Origin of the sequence: Rhodococcus sp. 06-221-2 (assembly GCF_002258365.1) — a bacterium.
GTDB classification, from domain to species: Bacteria; Actinomycetota; Actinomycetes; order Mycobacteriales; family Mycobacteriaceae; genus Rhodococcoides; species Rhodococcoides fascians.
Genome location: NZ_NOYJ01000008.1, coordinates 38384 through 57828 on the forward strand (window position 1 = coordinate 38384; position 19445 = coordinate 57828).

The window sequence follows — 19445 nt, forward strand, 5'->3', positions numbered from 1 at the left end:
TGCGGCCGCGCTAAGGCGACCGCGTGACCCAGCCAGGCCTCGGCTGTCTCAGGGTCTGTGTCATCCAAAAGGATGATGCAAGTCGCGACTGTGGGGCGATGTGGAGATGCCGTCGATCGGGGACAGTTGTCCCATGATCGAAGTGACAGGACTGACCAAGCAGTACGGAGCGGTGACGGCGGTCGACAACCTCACCTTCACCATCAAACCCGGCATCGTGACCGGCTTTCTCGGACCGAACGGTGCGGGCAAGTCGACCACGATGCGGATGATTCTCGGGCTCGACCGCCCCACCTCGGGGACGGCGACCATCGAGGGCAAGAGCTACAGCCACCTGAAGCAGCCACTGCGTACCGTCGGCGCTCTGCTCGACGCCAAGTGGGTGCACCCCAACCGGTCTGCGCGTGCGCATCTGGAATGGATGGCCGCGTCCAACGGCATCCCCAAGTCCCGCGTCGACGAGGTGCTGCGGCTGGTGGGCTTGTCCGAGGTCGCGAAGAAGAATGCGGGCGGATTCTCGCTCGGCATGTCGCAGCGGCTCGGTCTCGCCGGCGCTCTTCTCGGCGATCCCAAGGTGTTGTTGTTCGACGAGCCGGTCAACGGACTCGATCCCGAGGGCATCGTCTGGATCCGAAAGTTCATGCAGCGCTTGGCAGCCGAGGGCCGCACGGTCCTGGTGTCGAGCCACCTGCTCTCGGAGATGGCGCAGACGGCCGAACACCTCATCGTCATCGGACGCGGCAAGTTGATCTCCGATTCCTCGGTGCAGGAATTCATCGACCACGCCTCCGAGGCGTCGGTGCGCGTGCGCAGCCCACAGCTCGACGGCCTGCGTCAGGTGCTGACCACCGCCGGCCTCACGGTGCGTGAGCCGGACAAGTCCGACGAACTGCAGCCCTCGCTCGTCGTGCTGAACTCCACCACCGACGCGATCGGCGACCTCGCCGGCCGGGCCGGAATCACATTGCACGAGTTGGCCTCTCAGCGCGGCTCGCTCGAGGAAGCATTCATGAAACTCACCGGAGACACAGTGCAATATCACGGCTCGGGAGCCGAAGACCAGAACACTCAGCAAGCAATGGGCGGTGCACTCTGATGGGCGTCTTGGCAGCAGAAAGAATCAAGTTCACCTCGACCAAGTCGCCGTGGTGGTGCAGCGCGATCGTGGTTGTCTTCGGCCTCGGGTTCGGAGCCATCCTGGGTTGGGCCGCAAAGACCGCAGTCGGCCCGGATGCGCCGGAAGGTCTGCCACCGACCACCGCATACGACGTCGTCGGCAGCGGGGTCGGCGGACTCGGCATCATGGTGCTGATGATCCTCGGTGCACTCACCGTCACCAGCGAATACCGCTTCGGCCTGATCCGAACCACGTTCCAGGCGATCACCAACCGGGCCTCGGTGCTCGGTGCGAAGGCACTGATCGTCGGCGTGTACGGGGCAGTGCTGTCGTTGGTTCTCGCCTTCGGCGCGTTGTTCCTGGCCAAATCCATCGCCGGTGAGGAAGCCGGCGCATTGCTGAGCTTCGACGTCGACGGCACCTGGCGCGTCGTCTACGGCACCGCAGTTCTGGCGTTCGTGCAGATCGTTCTGGCCGTTGCCGTGGGTGCGCTGATTCGCCAGTCCGCCGGTGCCATCGCCGTGTTGTTGTTGTGGCCGTTGCTCATCGAGAACCTCGTCGGGATCATCCCGAAGGTCGGCGAGAAGATTCAGCCGTTCCTGCCGTTCAAGAACGCCGACCATTTCCTCGGCGGATCCGCGGGAACGGACTTCCACTGGGGACCCGTCGGCAGCCTGATCTACTTCGTCGTCTTCACCGCGGTGATCTTCGGAGTGGCAGTGTTCGTCGTCAATCGCCGGGACGCCTGACTCCTGCCTGGGTAGGGTGTCCGCTATGCGGATTTCCTTGCTTGCAGGTAGCGCCGTCACTGTCCTGATTCTGGCCGGTTGCTCGTCCTCCTCCGGTACGGGGGACGAGCAACCGGCCAGAGTTTTCGCGACACCCGACGGGGCCGGACTGTCGGAAGCGGTCACCGAGGATGCCCTCGTCGGGCACCTGCAGGAATTAGAGGACATCGCCGCCGCGCACGACGGTAACCGCGCGGCCGGGACTGCCGGATACGACGCGAGTGTCGATTACGTTGTCTCCCAACTGGAATCGGCCGGATTCGACGTCACCACTCCCGAATTCGATTTCGACACCTTCGAGGCGCAGACGCAAACCCTCTCGCTCGCGGGCACCGAGATTCCGGTGTTCGCGCTCAGCTACTCGCCCACCACGTCCGCCGAGGGGATCACCGCACGCGTCGTCGGCGCTCCCGCCGGGGCAGACGGGTGCGAGACAACCGATTACGCCGGTCTCGACCTGACGGGAGCGGTGGCAGTCGTGCCGCGAGGGGTGTGCCCGTTCGGTGCGAAGCAGACCGTCGCCGCCGAATTGGGTGCGGCAGCAGCGATCATCGTCAACAACGAACCCGGACCACTGGATTCGGGAACGCTCGGTGATTCCGAGACCGCGAAGATTCCGACCGGCGGTGTCAGCCAGGAGGACGGGGCAGCGGTCCTCGCGGCCCCCGAGGTCACGTTGACGCTCGTCACGACGACCGAGTCGACCACGAGCCGCAACATCATCGCGCAGACCACCACCGGCTCGACCGAGAACGTGGTGGTCGCGGGCGCCCACCTCGACAGCGTCCCCGAGGGCCCGGGCATCAACGACAACGGCACCGGCACCTCCGCCGTGCTCGAGACTGCTCTGCAGATGGGCAGTGCACCCGAGGTGACCAACGCGGTCCGGTTCGCATTCTGGGGTGCCGAGGAGAACGGGCTCGTCGGTTCGACCAAGTACGTCGAGGGCCTGTCCGACGAGGACAAGCGAAACATCGCGCTGTACTTGAACTTCGACATGATCGGCTCGCACAACCCCGGCTACCTCGCCTACGACGGCGACGACTCCGACCAGGTCGGTGAGCCCGCGGGACCGGCCGGATCCGACGCCATCGAGCGCACGTTCGTCGAGCATTTGGCGGCCGACGGTATCGCCGTCGACGGTACGGATTTCGACGGTCGATCCGACTACGGGCCGTTCATCGAGGTCGGCATCCCCGCAGGCGGCGTCTTCAGCGGCGCGGACGAGAACAAGACCGCCGAGCAGGCCGCGAAGTGGGGTGGCACGGCCGATCAGACATTCGACGAGAATTACCACACCGATCAGGACACCCTGGCGAACGTCGACCGCGCGGCGCTGGCGAAGAACGGTGCAGCCGTGGCATACGGCATCGGTGTCTACGCGCAGTCGGTGGAAGGCCCCAACGGAGTACCGGTCGGGGCTGCGCGCGAGGCCGCACGCGCCGAAGGGTAAGGGAAGTATGTGTAACCGTGAGTTACGCTCGATGCTGTGAACGCAGTCGTATCCTCGGTGGTGGAGTGGGTCCGCACCACCAACCGAGCGCCCACCGTCGTCGGGGCGGTTCGGCGTGTGCGTCGCGCATTACCCGGTGACCCCACGTTCGGTGATCCGCTGTCGATCGACGGTCCGGGACGCGCACTGGCCGTCGCGCGCGTGGCGGATAGGTTCCTGGCAGCGAACGGACTCGACGACGAACCGGGTGCCTCCCGCGAACTCGGCCTCGGTGCCCTCCAGGTGTGGCAGGCCATCCTCGAGCGAGCCGGCCGGGGCCGCGGCGACGAGGACGTCACGATCGTCTTCACCGATCTCGTCGGATTCTCGTCGTGGTCACTGCGCGCCGGCGATACCGCCACATTGACGTTGCTCCGCAAAGTCTCCAAAGCCGTCGAACCCGAGGTCGTGTTCCGCGGTGGCCACGTCGTGAAAAGACTGGGCGACGGCATCATGGCCGTGTTCGCCGATGCGGGCAAAGCCGTCGACGCCGTGTTCGCGGCGCGCGAGGCCCTCACCAGTGTGAACGTCGACGGCTACACCCCGACGATGCGCGTCGGGATCCACACCGGAAGCCCGCGTCAGGTCGGTTCCGACTGGCTCGGTGTCGACGTCACCGTCGCAGCGCGGGTCATGCAGACCGGCGGAAACGGCAACATCATGATCTCGGCCGCCGCACTCGACGCCGTGTCACCGGAGGTGCTCGACGCGTTGCACGTGGTCGCCAAGCCTTATCGGCGCAGCTTCTTCGCTCCGAAGATCAAGGGCGCACCCGACGACCTACGCATCCTCCGACTCGTGCAGTCGCCACAGCGGTGACACCGGGCCGTGGCCCGCACCGAGGTCGTAGGACGCGGCCAGGCAACGGGTGACCCATCCCTTGCCGAACGCTACCGCGTCGGGCATCGAGTATCCGTGGGCCAGCGCCGACGCGATCGAGGCCGCGAGGGTGTCGCCGCCGCCGTGATCGTTGCCGGTGTCGATGCGTTCGCTGGTGAATTCGAGGAAGGTGTCGCCGTCGAACAGTAGATCGGTGCTGTGGGTCGAGGTGCGGAGGTGACCGCCCTTGACCAGGGCCCATTGCGCGCCCAATCCGTGCAGCGCCTCGGCGGCGCGACGCGCGCCGGCGTCGTCGACGACATCGATGCCGGTGATCAACCGAACCTCGTCGAGGTTGGGAGTCACCAGCGAGGCGATGGGAAACAGCGTGTGCCGGATGGCGTCGAGCGCCTCGGCGTGCAGTAGGGGGTCACCGTGCATGGACGCGCACACCGGGTCGACGACGAGCGGAACCGGTTGGTCGCGGCCGATACCCACCTCGGTGCACACGGCCGTGACCGCCTCGATGATCGCGGTGGACGCCAGCATCCCGGTCTTCGCTGCGCCGACGCCGATGTCCGATACCACCGAGCGAACCTGAGCCGCGACGATCTCCGGCGGGATCTCGTGGAAGCCCGTCACGCCGACGGTGTTCTGGACCGTCACCGCCGCGACGGCAACACATGCGTGCACGCCCAACATGGCCATCGTGCGACTGTCCGCCTGAATTCCGGCACCGCCGCCGGAGTCGGTTCCGGCGATCGTCAGCGCGCGGACGGGAGTCTCGCCGTTGGGCGTGAGCGGTAGGAACTTCACGAGAGACGACAGTACCGGCGGGCCGCGATCGGCAGGGTCTCGGCAGGCGAGACGCCGGAGGTGAATGTTGGTGAAAACATGGTGACACTTTGAATGTTGTTGTATCACAACGCCGCACGGGGACACTTATGAGCTGTACCAGCATCCGGTTCGGGATCGATGGACAAACCTACGCATCCGAAGGTTTGTTGGTAGAAAAGGTGACAGACCCACCTCGCGCATGTTTAATAGTGGTGCACGTCACATACCGTCTCGGTTCCGAAGTTCCTCCACCACTCCACACCCAGCAAAGGAGGCGTCCATGCTTGCGAGTTCTCCCAGTGCTGATGTCTCGATCAACAAAGACCAGAATCGCTTCGAGCTTCGACTGAACGGCGACCTCGTCGGCATCGTCGGATTCTTCGAAGTCGAAGGAAACGGAGCCCGTGCGACACGCACGCATGTCGTCTCCTTCATGCACACCGTCGTCACCGAGGACTTCGGTCATCAAGGCTTGGCCGGCATTCTGGTTCGCCGCGCCCTCGACAGCGCGCGGTCCTACGGCTGGAAGGTCAAGCCGGTCTGCACCTACGTCCAGCGCTTCGCGGCAGCCAACCCCGAGTACAACGACATGCTCGTCGCTCTCTGAGTACTCGCACTGCCCGGCCGGTCACACCAGGGCTGGTTACGTAAAGGACTCGACTCGGCGTCGATCGGTGCACTTTCCCCGCGACACTCGAGCAACTCTGGTCTCATAAGTGATATGAGTCACATCATTCACCGCCGCTCCGACGCGGCGATTCCGGTCGAGCGCCCCTCGGTCCGCATCGAGGACAACGCCGATCACAACAGATTCGATCTGTTCGTCGACGACGATCTCGTCGGCATCCTCGGCTATCGGTTCGGCGACGGCGACGACGCAGCCGGCGACGAATCGGTCGTCGCGCTGATGCACACGGTCGTCAAAGAGGAATACGGCGACCGCGGCTGGGCAGGGGTGCTCGTTCGCGCATCGCTGAACACCGCGCGCGACCGCGACTGGCGCATCGTGCCGATCTGCACCTACGTCCGTCGCTACCTGGCGCAGCACCCGGAGTTCTTGGACCTGGTCGTCGAATAGCAGAGACGACCGCGGCTCAGTCGATCTCCACGATCACCGGCGCATGATCGCTGGCTCCCTTGCCCTTGCGCTCCTCGCGATCGATCGATGCGCCGGTCACGCGAGCCGTCAGGGCAGGTGAGGTCAACGCCATGTCGATGCGCAGACCTTGTTTCTTCGGAAATCGCAGCTGGGTGTAGTCCCAGTACGTGAACGTCCTGGGCTCAGGAGTGAACTGCCGCGTCACCTCGGTGAAACCGGCCTCGGAGAATGCCGCGAACGCATCACGCTCCGGCTGCGAGGTGTGAGTCTTGCCCTCGAACAGGGCGGGATCCCACACGTCGTCGTCGGTGGGAGCGATGTTCCAGTCGCCGACGAGCGCGATCTGCGCCTGCGGGTCCGCCGCCACCCACGCCTGCGCGTCGGCCTTCAGTGCCGCGAGCCACTCGAGCTTGTAGGTGTAGTGCGGATCGGCAAGCTCGCGGCCGTTCGGCACGTACAGGCTCCAGATACGCACCCCGTTGCAGGTCGCTCCGATGGCGCGGGCTTCGTCTGCGGCCTCGACCTCGGGATCCTTGCTGAACCCGGGCTGGTCCTCGAAGCCGACCTGCACGTCGTCCAAGCCGACGCGCGACGCGATCGCCACGCCGTTCCACTGGCTGAGCCCGACGTGGGCAACCTCGTAGCCGATCTCGGTGAATCGCTCGTACGGAAACTGTGCGTCCTTGCACTTGGTTTCCTGCATCGCCAGCACGTCGACGTCGGATCGCTGCAACCAATCGACGATTCGATCCTGCCGAGAGCGGACGGAGTTCACATTCCAGGTAGCAAAGCGCACGGGAAGGAACCCTATAGAACGCGTCCGACAGGCTCGCGGCCGATCGCGTCGTCCGGGCGCGCGTAGCGATAGCGGTGATGCTCGCCGAATCCCAGATCGCGGTAGAGCGCCTGGGCATCGGTGTTGTCGACGGCTACCTGAAGGTATGCGTGCGTGGCGCCGCTCTCGCGTCCCCACCGCACCAGCTCGCCGCACATCAGCGTGCCGAGACCGTTGCGGCGATGCTCGGGGGACACCCAGAGCGAGGTCAAGCCCACCCACGACCGACCGTCCGGGGCCGCGGTGACGGCCGCTCGGCCCACTGCGATCGATCCGACTCCTGCGTTCCCGATCGCGCCGAAACCGAGGGTTCCGTTGCGCACCGCCGAGACCACCTCGGCAGCGCCCGTCGTCGCCTGTCGGCCTTGGTAGCGCAGAGAACTCAACCAGTCGGCGGTCGGCTCGGGAGTGACGGTGACAGGCGAGTCGCCCTCGCGTAGAACAAGATTCGAGATATCCGCCGCCATGACGACGGTCTCGTTGAACGTCGACCAACCGGCCGGTGCGGTCGCGAGACGGTCGGGGAGGGCGAGGATCGGCGTCAGTCCTCGTGCGTCGTATCGGGCGGAGATCGCGGCCACCGTCTCGGAATCTGCTGCTGCGCCGGGCTCGACAGGCACCGCCGAATTGGCGCGCCCGGTGAAGCCGTGCCCGAAACGCAGCTGCCAGCCGGTGATCCACTCCCGTTCGACCCCCGGCCACCCGTCGGCCGCGGCCACCTCGAGAGCCCGAATCTCCGAGGTGCGAACAGGTTTGGGGCCCAACGGCTTCAAGGCCACTATGCGATCGGCCGCCACCTGCACCAGAGCGCCGTCCTTGGCGCGGACCGACACCGCGACCGCGTCGGCCGACACCAATTCCCCGATGACGTCCGTCATCGGGTGGGTGTGGCCGGGTGGCAGTCGGTACCGCAGCATCACCCGCGTCCCCGGCGGAACGGTCACGGCAGCGATCAGTCCTCGTCCTCGTCGTCGTGGCCGAAGGGGTCGTCGACGGTGCCCGGCACCCAGCTGAGGCCGGGGACGCCCCACCCGGAGCGCTTGATCGCCTTCTTCGCCGCTCGCGCGTGGCGACCGATGAGCACATCGGTGTAGAGGAAGCCGTCGAGGTGACCCACCTCGTGCTGCAACATCCGGGCGAAGAACCCGCGGCCCTCGATGTCCACCGGATCGCCGTTGGCGTCGGTACCGGTCACTCGCGCCCAGTCGGCCCGACCGGTGGGGTACTGCTCACCGGGGACCGAGAGGCACCCCTCGTCGTCATCGTCGGGGTCGGGCATCGTCTCGGGAATTTCGGACGTCTCGAGCACCGGGTTGACGACCTCTCCGCGGCGGCGGAAAACCTTGCCGTCCGCGCCCAGGTCGGGGCAGTCGTAGATGAACAGACGCTTACCGACGCCCACCTGGTTCGCCGCCAGTCCGACGCCGTTGGCAGCCGCCAACGTCTCGTACATGTCGGCGATCAGCTCGGCGAGCTCGGCCGGCGACTCGGTGACGGGATCGGTCGCAGTGTGGAGCACCGGATCGCCGACGATCCGGATGGGAAGAATTGCCATGGTCGACAAGGATAGTGGGTGACGCCCGGCCCACCCACCGGCCCGTCGGGAGCGGAGCCGGTGGACGAGTGTCGCACCGACGGTTCGGTCGTCGACGAACACGCCACGCGCGAGTACCTCGCGGGAGCCGGGTCCGGGCGGTCGAACGTGGTTGAATGATCCCCGAAGTACAACTGTGTAATTCGCTCGAAGTTCGGTCGGTACTCGTACGGGTGCCGGCAGCACTGGGGGAAGCAGATTTCCTCGGGGTCGGTTGTCGCACGGGCCCAGGGGAGTCGAGAAGTCGAGGAGTGGGATGGACGGCGCAGCAGCGCGTGACTCGAACCAGTCTCAGCAACCGGGATCGGACGGCTCTCACGATCCGAACGAAGTCGGTGCGGACGGCTTGAGCCGACGAGAGCACGACATCCTGTCCTTCGAGCGCCAGTGGTGGAAGTACGCCGGGGCCAAGGAAGAGGCGATCAAGGAACTCTTCTCCATGTCGGCAACCCGCTACTACCAGATCCTCAACGCGTTGGTGGATCGTCCCGAAGCCCTTGCCGCAGACCCGATGCTGGTCAAGCGACTGCGCCGTTTGCGTGCGAGCAGGCAGAAGGCCCGCGCCGCACGTCGGCTCGGTTTCGACGTCTGATCCCCCGCGCCGGGTTTCGACTCTGCCGAGAGATGTTGCTCCCTGGGGAAGGTGCAAGCTCCGTTGAAAAGGTCTCGATCGACGGTCGGCTAGGGTCGAGTACGTGAGCAGCCCCAACCCGGAACAGACCGGGCCACCCCTCCGTGCCCTGGCCATGGTGCTGATCTCGCTCGCGATCCTGTTCGCAGCGGTCGGTGCACTGTCTCTGACCGGCTCCGATTCCGAGGATGCCGCCGCAGAGGCGCCCGCTGCCGCGACGACGACGGCTGCCGCTCCGGTGGCGCAAGCTCCCGGTACCCAAGCTCCCGCCGCGCAGGCTCCTGCCGCGTCGTCGACCACGTCCTCCGCAGCAACCACTTCCCGCGCCGCCGCCGATGTCGAGGTGCGCGTGCTCAACAACTCCAACGTCTCCGGGCTCGCCGCCGGCACTGCGAGCACACTCACCGCCGAGGGCTGGACGGTCGCCGAGACCGGCAACTTCAGCGAAGCCCAGTTCGCCCAGACCGCGGTGTACTACGGCACCGACACCGGTGAGCAGCAGGCAGCGCAGACGATCGCCACCCAACTCGGCATTCCGGCCGAGCCCAAACCAAGTTCACTCGAATCCACCGCGGGTGTCGTCGTCATCGTGACGCAGTAACTCGCCGGCATGACAACCTGTCCGGTTCGGCCGAATCGGTCGGCACGTTATGATTTTGCAAGCCCTTCACCCTGCCCGAAAGAGGAGCACTCTTCGATGGACCTGTTCAAGCGACGCACTGCTGCGACCCGCTCTTTGCGTTACGTGGCCCCGGTCCTCGCGATCGCCGCTCTCGGGCTCTCTGCCTGCAGCAACGGCGAGGTCGCGTCCGACACACCCGGCACGGTGCCGCCGGTGTGGACCGGTGAAGCAGACCCGTCCGCGGCCGCAGTCGCCGGTGACGGTCGGGCAGAGAGTGGCTCGGAAGGCAGCTCCGAGAACATGATCGAGGGCGTGCTCCGCAACGCGTCCGGTGCCGAGGTGGGCACCGTGTCGTTCGCGTCGGAGGGCGAGAAGCTCACCGTCACGGCCGAGGTCGAGAACATGACGCCGGGCTTCCACGGCTTCCACGTCCACACCGTCGGGGCCTGCGAGCCGAACTCGGTGGCACCTACCGGCGGTGAGCCGGGCAACTTCCTCTCTGCGGGTGGTCACCTGCAGGTCGACGGACGCACCGAACACCCCTCCAGCGGCGACCTGTCGTCGATCCAGGTGGGCGAGGACGGCACGGGCCGCCTGGTCACCACCACCGATGCGATCACGCTGGACGACCTGCGCGCCGGTGGTGCCGGAACGTCGGTCATCGTGCACGAGGGTGCCGACAACTTCGCCAACATCCCGCCGCGGTACACGTTGCCCGACGGTGCTGCGGTACCCGACATGGCGACCCTGATGACCGGTGATGCCGGTGCTCGGGCGGCGTGCGCGGTACTGAAGTAGTTTGAACGCTCCCCGGATCGACTTCGCGAGTTCTCCGCGACCCACGCTCGGCGTGGAGTGGGAAATCGCGCTCGTCGACAAGAGCACGCGGGATCTGGTCAACTCCGCCGAGGCAGTCATGGACGGCGTTCGTGACCTCGCCGGCGACACCCCTCGGGTGACGAAGGAACTGCTGCGCAACACCGTCGAACTCGTCACTGGAGTGTGCGAGAACGTCGGGGAGGCCATGGAGGATCTCAGTGGATCGCTCTCGCTCGTTCGTCGGGCGGCCGATCCGTTGGGGATCGATCTGTTCTCGGCCGGGACGCACCCGTTCGCCGAATGGTCGACGCAGCAGCTGACCAGCTCCCCGAGCTACGACGAACTCATCGCGCGTACCCAGTGGTGGGGTCGGCAGATGCTCATCTGGGGCGTGCACGTCCACGTCGGCGTGTCCTCTCCCGACAAGGTCTTTCCCATCCTCAACTCGTTGCTGTTGCAGTACCCACACCTGTTGGCACTGTCGGCGTCGTCGCCGATCTGGGCGGGCAACGACACCGGATACGCAAGTAACCGAGCACTGATGTTTCAGCAGTTGCCGACGGCCGGTCTGCCGTTTCAGTTCGACGACTGGTCGCAGTTCGAGGGCTTCGTTCGTGATCAGCTCAAGACCGGCGTCATCGAGCAGCTCGGGGGCATGCACTGGGACATCCGCCCGGCTCCGAAGTGGGGAACCATCGAGGTTCGGGTGTGCGACGGCGCATCGACCAAGCGTGAACTCGCGGCCCTCGTCGCGTTGACGCACTGCCTGATCGTGCATCTCGACGAACGACTCGAAGCGGGCGAGACCCTGCCGACGATCCCGCCGTGGCACGTCCAGGAGAACAAGTGGCGAGCTGCCCGGTACGGACTCGACGCCGAGATCATTCTCGACGCCGACAGCAACGAGCGGCTGGTCACCGATGATCTGCACGACCTACTGGAGAAGTTGACTCCGACGGCGGTCCGGTTGAATTGCGTCGACGAGCTTGCCGCGGTGGCCGACATTCCCCGCCTCGGCGCCTCGTATCAACGCCAGCGTGCCGTGGCCGCGAAATCCGGCGGCGATCTACGTGCCGTCGTGGAGTCGTTGGTCACCGATCTCCAATCGTGACCCTCTGTATTTAATTTTGTGTTCACTCAGCGTTTACGATCAACGGCGTGCTGCAGGGGGACGTCGAGAGCGTCGAGGTCGATGCGACACGTGAGGACTCTGTTCGTCCTCTGATCGTCGGTGCCGTCCTCGTCGCTGCGTTCCTGGTGACTTTGCAGGTCGTCGCGTGGAAATGGAACTTCCCCGGCCCGCTGCCGAGCATGTGGAACGACATGTTCGGAACACCGAAGTCGATGTCGCTGCCGTGGGCGGCGCTCGTCCTGGCCACGGTAGGTCTGAACAACTCCACCCGCCTGCGCGTACTGGCCGTCGCTGCTGCACTCGACGCCGTTGTACTGGGCGGCCGGTATCTGTTCGATGTGCCACCGACCGTCGGGAACGGGCCGTCTCTGGTGCTGGTCGCACTCGCGTTCCATGTCGTCCGGCGGCATGACGCTCGGGCGATGCGCGGCGTCGCCCTCGGCGCACTGTTGTTGCTCGCGACCAAGGCCGGCGATGCCTGGTTGCACATCACGACCTTGGTCCGGCCCTACGTTCTCGACGAATACGCATACGCCGCCGATCATGCGCTGGGAAATCCGTCCTGGGTGCTCGGCAGCATCCTGGACCGACTCGGCCCGGTCGCCGAGGGGACGCTGCACTGGATCTACATTCAGCTCCCCGTCGCGGCGATCATCGTTGCGCTGTACCAACTGCGTGGGGTAGCCGCGGGGTCAGCGTGGCCGAGACACTTCTTGTTCCGTACGTTCCTGCTCATCGGACTCGTCGGACCGGTGTTCTACCTGCTGTTCCCGGTGGTGGGACCGATGTTCGCGTTCGAGTCGTGGCCGACGCAGTCGGTTTCGCTCTCGGGCACCCTCGGCGAGATCCCGTTCGACTCGCAGACGCCGCGCAACTGCATGCCGAGCCTGCACACCGCGTGGGCTCTAAGTATCTTCATCCATTCCCGACGCGGCCCCTGGTGGCTGCGCACCGGCGGCACACTGTGGCTGTTGGGAACACTGGCTGCGACGCTCGGATTCGGTTACCACTACGGCGTCGACCTGGTGGCGGGCGCGGTCCTGTGCCTCACCATCGAATCTTTGCTGCGCGACCCTGAACGGGGATGGGACCGCGACCGGATCACGGTGGTGACCTACGGTTGCGTCGCGATGGCCGCACTACTGCTGAGCTACCGCTACCTCGCCGAGGAATTCGCCGCGACCCCACTGGTGTTCGGTCCACTCGTGCTCGGAATCCTGATCGGTATGGCGTTCGGATTCCATACCGCGTTCTTCGCAGATCGCTCGCGCTTCACTGATCGGGTTCGTTCGGTTCCATCTCGTTGACGATGAGCAGGCCGTCGCGCCCGCGCTGTTCCCGGTAGGCGACGCGTCCCACGGTGTGCGCAATCACCGGAGCAGTGACGAGAGTGAAGATGCCGACCAGCACCAGCATCCAGATGTCGACATTGCCGCGCAGGCTGATGATCGCGCCGACCAGCACCATGATCAACCCGACCACCTGCGGCTTGGTGGCCGCGTGCATGCGCGAGAGGGTATCGGGGAAGCGAACGATGCCCACGGCGGCCGTGAAGGCCAGCAGAGCCCCCAACAGGATGAAGGTCGAGGCAATGACCTGGGCAATCGTGCTCATTCGTCCCTCACTCTGAACCGTGCGATGCTGACCGACCCGACGAAGCTGACCAGGGACAGCGCAACGATGGCAGGCACCAGTGTGGTGTCGCGGCTGTAGACCGCCCACACGCCGAGCCCACACATCGACACGGCAAGGATGGTGTCCATCGCGACCAAGCGGTCCAACGTGCTCGGGCCGTCGAGCAACCGGAATGCGGTGAGGATCGCGGCGGCGATCAGCAGCGCGCCTGCGATCGCCAGTACTACGGTCACGACCAGTCCCCCTTCCTCTTGTCGTCGGTCATCTTGTCGTCGCGCGGGGTATCGAGATCGCCCGATTCGGGATCGTCGCCCAGAACCCCGTGGTACTGCTCGTACTCCTGGTAGTGCAGGGGGCTCGGCTTCCAGTCGGAGTCGCGCTCGAATCCCGCGATGAACAGTTTCTCGAGGTTCCGAACGTACGTGTAGAACCCGTCGACTGCCTTCTGCGTGCCCATGTCCAGCACATGCACGTACAGCAGGCGTCGGGTGCGATCGATCTCGAGGACCATCGTTCCCGGAACGAGATTCATCGCGTCGACGAAGAGGGTGAGCACCAGATCGGACTTGATGGCGATGCGGCAGCGCAGCACACCGGTGACCGGCGGTGCCTTCGGGCGGATCGCCAACCACGCCACACTGACACTGGATTCGGCTGCGTAATAGAGAAATACGACTGCGAGCTTGACGAGCGAGAACACGTGGATGCGTCCCTCGACCGGCACCCGCGGCAACGGCAACAGCACCATGATGAGCAGGCCGACCGCGAGTCCGCCGAGGATGTTGGCCGCAGAGACGTTGCCCCACAACAGAACCCAGATAGCCGTCAACCATCCCAGTGTCCAGATTCGCAGCAGGAAGGAACGGTTCATCTTCATCGGGTGCCCTCCTCGTCTGCGCGTGCCTGTTCGTAGGCCTGATCGCCGACGAACTCGGCTCCCCGCACCGCGTCGATGTACACCGAGCGATCCCGCAGATCCGCCGCCGCCCGATCGCTGATGTCGATGATGCGCCCGGCGAACACCGTCATCGCCAAACCGACGACGACGAGGCCGATCGTCGGGATCAACATGAAGGCGGGCATCCGGCCCACATCCTCGCGGTCACCGAACTGGATGTCCGAGGAATCGTCGAGCAGAGCAGAGGGGCTGTTGTCCGCGAGGTCGCCTTCCGGTGCGTCGGCGCGGGCTCGCCAGAACGCCTTGGTCCAGACGCGAGCAACCACGTAGAGCGTCAGCAGGCTGGTGACGGTGCCGCCGGCCACGAGCAACCAGGCCAGTACGCTGCCCTGGTCGCTGCCGGCCTGCAGCAGGGCGACCTTGCCGATGAACCCCGAGAACGGTGGAATACCACCGAGATTGAGGGCCGGCACCAGGAAGACGATGGCCAGCACCGGGCTGGCCGCGGCCAATCCGCCGAGCCGTCGCAGTGACGACGAACCGGCCTGACGTTCGATCAGGCCGACGACGAGGAACAGGGTCGTCTGCACCAGAATGTGGTGGGCCACATAGTAGATCGAGCCGGACAGTCCCGATTGAGTCGACAGCGCGACGCCGAAGATCATGTAACCGATGTGGCTGACAAGAGTGAACGAGAGCAGTCGTTTGATGTCGCTCTGTGCGATGGAGCCGAGGATGCCGACGAGCATCGTCAGCAGGCCGCAGACCATCAGCACATTGTCGAGCGAGCCGTCCGGGAACAGCAGCGTGTGCGCGCGAATGATCGCGTAGACACCGACTTTCGTCAGCAAGCCGGCGAACACCGCGGTGACCGGAGCCGGGGCCGTGGGGTACGAGTCGGGCAGCCACGTGGACAGCGGGAACACCGCGGCCTTGATGCCGAACGCAACGAGCAGCACCGCGAAGATGGCCGTACGAGTGCCGGACGGGATGTCGTCCATCCGCACTGCGATGTGGGCCAAGTTCAGTGTTCCGGTGGCACCGTAGACCAGTGCGATGCCTATCAGGAAGATCAGCGAGGAGACCATCGAGACCATCACGTAGGACACGCCGGCGCGGACCCGGTCGGCACTTGCACCGAGCGTCAGCAACACGAACGAGGCGGCGAGCAGTACCTCGAAGCCGACGAACAGATTGAACAGGTCCCCGGCGAGAAACGCGTTGCAGACGCCTGCGGTCAAGGCCAGATAGGTGGGCAGGAAGATCGAGACCGGCTGATTCTCACTGCCGTCGCGGATACCCTGGCCGATCGAGTACACCATGACCGCGAGCAACACGATCGACGAGACGACGAGCATCATCGCCGACAGCCGGTCCACCACCAGCGAAATGCCCAGTGGTGAATCCCAGCCGCCGACCTGCAGCGCGCTGGTCCCATCGCGATCGGCGAGGTAGAGCATCATCGACGAAATCGCGACCACCGCGGTCAGCGCGGCGAGAGTGATGAAACGCTGCGCGCGGGGGCGACGTCCCAGCACCAGCGTCAATGCCGCGGCGAGCATCGGGATGAGCACGGGCAGCGGCGTCAGGGCATCGATCACGCCCGGGGAGATCGTCACTTGTCGTCTCCCTTCGTGTCGTCGGTGCTGGGGTGCTCCGGTCGGCTGTCGTCTTTCTCGGCCGTGTCGAGTCCGTCGAGACCGCGGAGCTGGGGGTTGTCGTCGTCGTTGTCGAAGTCGCCGTCGTGCAGATCCTCGTAGCACTCCAGGTCTTCGAGGTTCCTGATCTGCTCGAGCGGAATCGGATTGCCCTTCGAGTCGAAAGCGTCGCCGCCGAAGCTCGGCTCACCGGTGACCGGGTCGTCGGAACGGTCGCGGTCCGGTGCTTCGGCCATCGAACGGCGCTGGGAGACCTTGGTGTCCTCGGGGTCGTTCTCGAGGTCGTCCTTGGTGTTGAGCGTGAACGATCGATACGCCAGCGCGAGCACGAAGGCGGCGATACCCATGGTGATGACGATCGCCGTCAGGATCATGGCCTGAGCCAGCGGATCGGCCATGTTCTGGTGCAGCGAGTTGTCTCGACCGACGATAGGCGGGGTACCTGCCGGGCCACCGACGGTGAGCAGCAACAGATTGACTCCGTTGCCGAACAGCAGCAGACCGAGCAGCATCTTGGTGATGCTGCGTTCGAGCAGCAGGTACACACCCGATGCGACGAGAACGCCGACGATGACGAGCATTCCGACATCTGCGGTCATCGGGCACTCACTCGGCCTTGGCTCTGCATTTCCACCTGTGCGTCGAGACGCGCGCCGAGACTGCGGAGCACGTCGAGTACCAACCCGACCACGATGAGATAGACACCGAGGTCGAAGAACAATGCGGTGACCAGCTTGATGTCACCGAGAATCGGCAGTGTCACTTCCAACGTCGCCGACGACAGTGCCGGAGCGCCGAGGAACATCGACGCCACCGCCGTGCCGGCCGCGAAGATCAACCCGAGACCCAGGATCTTGCCTGCGTCGATCGGGACCGCTTCGCCGAGCTCGTACCGGCCACCGGCGAGATACCGCAGCACCAGCGCGAGGCCCGCCGTCAGACCACCGGCGAAACCGCCGCCGGGGGCATTGTGTCCGGAGAAGAAGAAGTAGATCGACAGCACCATGATCGTCGGGAAGATCAACCGCGTCGTGACTTCGAGAATCAACGAACGATGCCGCGGATCGATCAGATCGCCGCCGAGCAGCCACGTCGTCTCCGCCGCGTCGTTCGTGTCCGACGACGATGCGGGGGCGTCGGACACCCGCGGAGCGCTGCCGAACCGCCGGTTGCGGAACACAAGGCTGGCCACGCCCGTCGCGGCGACGAGGAGTACGCAGATTTCGCCCAGTGTGTCCCAGGCGCGGATGTCGACGAGGATCACGTTGACGATGTTCTTGCCGTCGCCGAGCTCGTACGCGGCCTCGGGGAACTGCAGTGAGACCGGCGCGGCACTGCGGGCGTTCATCGCGAACGCGCCGAGCACGCTGACGGTCGCTCCGACGGCGACGGCGAGTGCGGCGCGGGGGCCACGCGAACCTGCCGAGCCCCGGTCGTCGACCTCGGCGGGCAGTTTGCGCAGTACCAGGACGAACACCACGAGGGTCAGCGTCTCGACGAGGAACTGAGTCAGGGCGAGGTCGGGAGCGCCATGGATGGCGAAGATGACGCCGCAGCCGTACCCGGTGAGTCCGACCAAAATGACACTGGCCAGACGGTTGCGCATCACTGTCGCGCCGAGGCCACCCGCGATCATGATCACTCCGATGACCAGCTGCAGCGGGGTGTTCCACAGCGTGTAATCCAGGCCGGGTTCTTGGCCGACGATCAACACGATGATCGGCAGCAGCACCAGCGTCAGCAGGATCGTGCCCTGAGTGAGGGGGAGCGAACCACGCTGCGTGGTGCCGGTCAAGCGAATGGACAGGGTGTCCATGGACTTGAGCACGTTGTCGTAGATGCGGTCTGCGTTACCGAGCGGCGGATGCTCGAATTTGAGTCGGTTGACCACCCGGTGTGCGATGAACAGCCCGACGCCGCCGGTGACGACGACGACGGTCAGCGCCAGCGGCAGGTTGAACCCGTGCCACAACGCCAGGTGGTAAGGCTCCTGCCCGTACGACGGCAGGGTTCGGGCGTAGGGGCTCACGATGTGGTCGACGACCGAGGACGTGAATCCGGCGATCAGACCCAGAACGGCGAGGAACGCGGGCGCGGCGAGGAACAATGCGGAGGGTGCATGCATGGCCCTGACGGACGGGCTCGGACGCTTGAGCTGTTTGCGGGCGAACGCGCCCCAGACGAACCGAATGCTGTAGGTGACCGTCAGAATCGAGCCGATCACCAGGCCCGCGACGACGACAGCCGCGACCGTGGGGTCGAGCGTCGGCGTGCTGATCACGGCCGACAGGGCTGTTTCCTTGCCGACGAAGCCGATCATCGGTGGTAGTCCGGCCATGCTCGCCGCCGCGAGCGCTGCAATGGCGGCGAGCCACGGGGCCTTCTTGCCCAGGTGGGCGAGCTTACGAATGTCTCGGGTGCCGGTGGTGTGGTCGATGATGCCGACCACCATGAACAGCGTGGCCTTGAACATCGCGTGCGCGATCACCATCGTCAGACCGGCCAACATGGCCTTCTCGGATCCGATGCCGACCAGGACCATCAGGAAGCCCAGCTGGCTGACCGTGCCGAACGCCAGAATCAGTTTCAGGTCGAATGCACGCAGTGCTCGCCACCCGGCCAGAATCATCGATAGCAATCCGAGGCTGATGACCGTGGCGCGCCACGGACCGGAGTCCGCGAAACCCGGAGCGAGGCGCGCGACCAGGTAGATACCGGCCTTGACCATCGCGGCGGCGTGCAGGTAACCACTGACCGGCGTCGGCGCGGCCATGGCACCGGGCAGCCAGAAGTGCATCGGCACGATGGCCGATTTGCTCAGTGCGCCGATGAGGATCAACACGATCGCCACTCCGGGCAGCCAGCCGCCCGGGGCGTTCGCGACGACGTCGGACAGGTTGTACGACCCAGCGGCCTGGCCGAGGACGATGATGCCCACCAGCATCGCCAGACCACCTGCGGTGGTGACGAGCAGAGCCTGCGTCGCGGCGCGCCGACTCGACGCGCGTTCTGCGTAGTGACCGACGAGCAGGAACGACAACACCGTCGTGATTTCCCAGAAGATGTAGAGCACGAGCATGTTGTCGCTGGTGATCAGACCGAACATGGCTCCGGAGAACGCGACCATCTCGGCGGCGAACAGGCCCAGCCTGGGCTCGTCGTCCTCGAAGTAGCGCGCGCAGTACAGCAGGATCAGCGAACCGATGCCCAGAACGAGCAACGACATGATGGCGGCGAGCGAATCGAAGCGCATGTCGATGTCCATCGACAGGCCGGGAACCCATTCGATGTGCAGCTTCTGGTCGGTGTTCCAGTTGCCGAACACCCAGATCAGGCTGAGCAGTGGCACCAGGGCCAAAGGGAAGAATGCAGTACGTCCCCACCACCGGACGAGAAGCGGCGCGAGCAGCGCGGCGGCGGCATGCGCAAGAAGAATAGCGAGCAAAAATCACTCCGTCGTCTCGGTCGC

21 protein-coding genes are annotated in these 19445 nt (G+C 65.4%); 11 read left to right on the forward strand and 10 right to left on the reverse strand.

All coding sequences use genetic code 11. The annotated features are described in order from the left end of the window. Positions 1-133: 133 nt before the first annotated feature. The 4 genes from CH281_RS04535 to CH281_RS04550 are packed head-to-tail and all read left to right on the forward strand — an operon-like array spanning position 134 to position 4216. A complete protein-coding gene (locus CH281_RS04535) occupies positions 134-1096 on the forward strand; it encodes an ABC transporter ATP-binding protein (protein ID WP_027498484.1) in 963 nt (320 codons plus the stop codon). Continuing rightward, positions 1096-1866, forward strand: a complete 771-nt coding sequence (locus CH281_RS04540; RefSeq protein WP_032369837.1) for an ABC transporter permease — start codon at positions 1096-1098, stop codon at positions 1864-1866. The genes CH281_RS04535 and CH281_RS04540 overlap by 1 nt, the downstream gene beginning before the upstream one ends. A gap of 25 nt (positions 1867-1891) precedes the next feature. Beyond that, a complete protein-coding gene (locus tag CH281_RS04545; RefSeq protein WP_094693158.1) occupies positions 1892-3358 on the forward strand; it encodes a M28 family peptidase in 1467 nt (488 codons plus the stop codon). A 36-nt stretch (positions 3359-3394) separates the two neighbouring features. Further along, positions 3395-4216, forward strand: coding sequence for an adenylate/guanylate cyclase domain-containing protein (locus tag CH281_RS04550; RefSeq protein WP_027498481.1), 822 nt, complete (start codon positions 3395-3397; stop codon positions 4214-4216). Here the strand turns inward: CH281_RS04550 and thiD are convergent. After that, positions 4178-5032: a bifunctional hydroxymethylpyrimidine kinase/phosphomethylpyrimidine kinase gene (gene thiD, locus CH281_RS04555; protein WP_094693160.1), complete on the reverse strand. Its 855-nt coding sequence runs from the start codon at positions 5030-5032 to the stop codon at positions 4178-4180. The genes CH281_RS04550 and thiD overlap by 39 nt on opposite strands. A 301-nt stretch (positions 5033-5333) precedes the next feature. Here thiD and CH281_RS04560 point away from each other — a divergent pair, with 301 nt between their 5' ends. Next, entirely contained in the window at positions 5334-5660 is a 327-nt protein-coding gene (locus CH281_RS04560) for a GNAT family N-acetyltransferase (RefSeq protein ID WP_027498479.1), read from the forward strand. A gap of 114 nt (positions 5661-5774) precedes the next feature. Continuing rightward, positions 5775-6131, forward strand: a complete 357-nt coding sequence (locus CH281_RS04565) for a GNAT family N-acetyltransferase (RefSeq protein WP_045840626.1) — start codon at positions 5775-5777, stop codon at positions 6129-6131. A gap of 16 nt (positions 6132-6147) precedes the next feature. Here CH281_RS04565 and CH281_RS04570 read toward each other — a convergent pair whose 3' ends face one another. Genes CH281_RS04570 through CH281_RS04580 form a run of 3 tightly spaced genes read right to left on the reverse strand, consistent with a single transcriptional unit; the run spans position 6148 to position 8542 of the window. Then, positions 6148-6948 (reverse strand): exodeoxyribonuclease III, encoded by an 801-nt coding sequence (locus CH281_RS04570; protein WP_052053269.1) that lies wholly within the window; start codon positions 6946-6948, stop codon positions 6148-6150. Positions 6949-6959: 11 nt separating this feature from the next. After that, positions 6960-7931, reverse strand: coding sequence for an N-acetylglutamate synthase, CG3035 family (locus tag CH281_RS04575; RefSeq protein ID WP_441347007.1), 972 nt, complete (start codon positions 7929-7931; stop codon positions 6960-6962). Between the two features lie 8 nt (positions 7932-7939). Then, a complete protein-coding gene (locus CH281_RS04580; protein ID WP_032365129.1) occupies positions 7940-8542 on the reverse strand; it encodes a peptide deformylase in 603 nt (200 codons plus the stop codon). 295 nt (positions 8543-8837) lie between these two features. Between CH281_RS04580 and CH281_RS04585 the strand changes: the two genes are divergently transcribed. The 5 genes from CH281_RS04585 (at position 8838) to CH281_RS04605 (ending at position 13092) form a co-directional block, all read left to right on the forward strand. Then, positions 8838-9173 (forward strand): DUF3263 domain-containing protein, encoded by a 336-nt coding sequence (locus CH281_RS04585; protein WP_032365130.1) that lies wholly within the window; start codon positions 8838-8840, stop codon positions 9171-9173. 103 nt (positions 9174-9276) lie between these two features. Continuing rightward, complete coding sequence (locus CH281_RS04590) at positions 9277-9813, forward strand: LytR C-terminal domain-containing protein (RefSeq protein WP_230591907.1); 537 nt, start codon at positions 9277-9279, stop codon at positions 9811-9813. A 96-nt stretch (positions 9814-9909) separates the two neighbouring features. Next, a complete protein-coding gene (gene sodC, locus CH281_RS04595) occupies positions 9910-10632 on the forward strand; it encodes a superoxide dismutase[Cu-Zn] (protein ID WP_032365131.1) in 723 nt (240 codons plus the stop codon). A gap of 1 nt (position 10633) precedes the next feature. Continuing rightward, complete coding sequence (locus tag CH281_RS04600) at positions 10634-11764, forward strand: glutamate--cysteine ligase (protein ID WP_230598178.1); 1131 nt, start codon at positions 10634-10636, stop codon at positions 11762-11764. Positions 11765-11802: 38 nt separating this feature from the next. Then, the gene (locus tag CH281_RS04605; protein ID WP_094693162.1) at positions 11803-13092 is read left to right on the forward strand and encodes a phosphatase PAP2 family protein; all 1290 of its coding nucleotides are present in this window, start codon (positions 11803-11805) and stop codon (positions 13090-13092) included. Here CH281_RS04605 and mnhG read toward each other — a convergent pair. The 6 genes from mnhG to CH281_RS04635 are packed head-to-tail and all read right to left on the reverse strand — an operon-like array spanning position 13058 to position 19421. Further along, the gene (mnhG, locus tag CH281_RS04610; protein WP_032374729.1) at positions 13058-13399 is read right to left on the reverse strand and encodes a monovalent cation/H(+) antiporter subunit G; all 342 of its coding nucleotides are present in this window, start codon (positions 13397-13399) and stop codon (positions 13058-13060) included. The genes CH281_RS04605 and mnhG overlap by 35 nt on opposite strands. Continuing rightward, on the reverse strand, positions 13396-13653 hold the full coding sequence (locus CH281_RS04615) for a monovalent cation/H+ antiporter complex subunit F (protein ID WP_027498468.1): 258 nt from the start codon (positions 13651-13653) through the stop codon (positions 13396-13398). Before CH281_RS04615 ends, mnhG begins: the two co-directional genes overlap by 4 nt. Beyond that, entirely contained in the window at positions 13650-14291 is a 642-nt protein-coding gene (locus CH281_RS04620; protein WP_228139369.1) for a Na+/H+ antiporter subunit E, read from the reverse strand. The genes CH281_RS04615 and CH281_RS04620 overlap by 4 nt, the downstream gene beginning before the upstream one ends. A gap of 2 nt (positions 14292-14293) precedes the next feature. Next, on the reverse strand, positions 14294-15937 hold the full coding sequence (locus CH281_RS04625; RefSeq protein WP_027498466.1) for a Na+/H+ antiporter subunit D: 1644 nt from the start codon (positions 15935-15937) through the stop codon (positions 14294-14296). Beyond that, positions 15934-16575 (reverse strand): Na(+)/H(+) antiporter subunit C, encoded by a 642-nt coding sequence (locus tag CH281_RS04630; protein WP_094693164.1) that lies wholly within the window; start codon positions 16573-16575, stop codon positions 15934-15936. The genes CH281_RS04625 and CH281_RS04630 overlap by 4 nt, the downstream gene beginning before the upstream one ends. Continuing rightward, positions 16572-19421, reverse strand: a complete 2850-nt coding sequence (locus tag CH281_RS04635; protein WP_032406515.1) for a Na+/H+ antiporter subunit A — start codon at positions 19419-19421, stop codon at positions 16572-16574. Before CH281_RS04635 ends, CH281_RS04630 begins: the two co-directional genes overlap by 4 nt. Positions 19422-19445 lie beyond the last annotated feature (24 nt).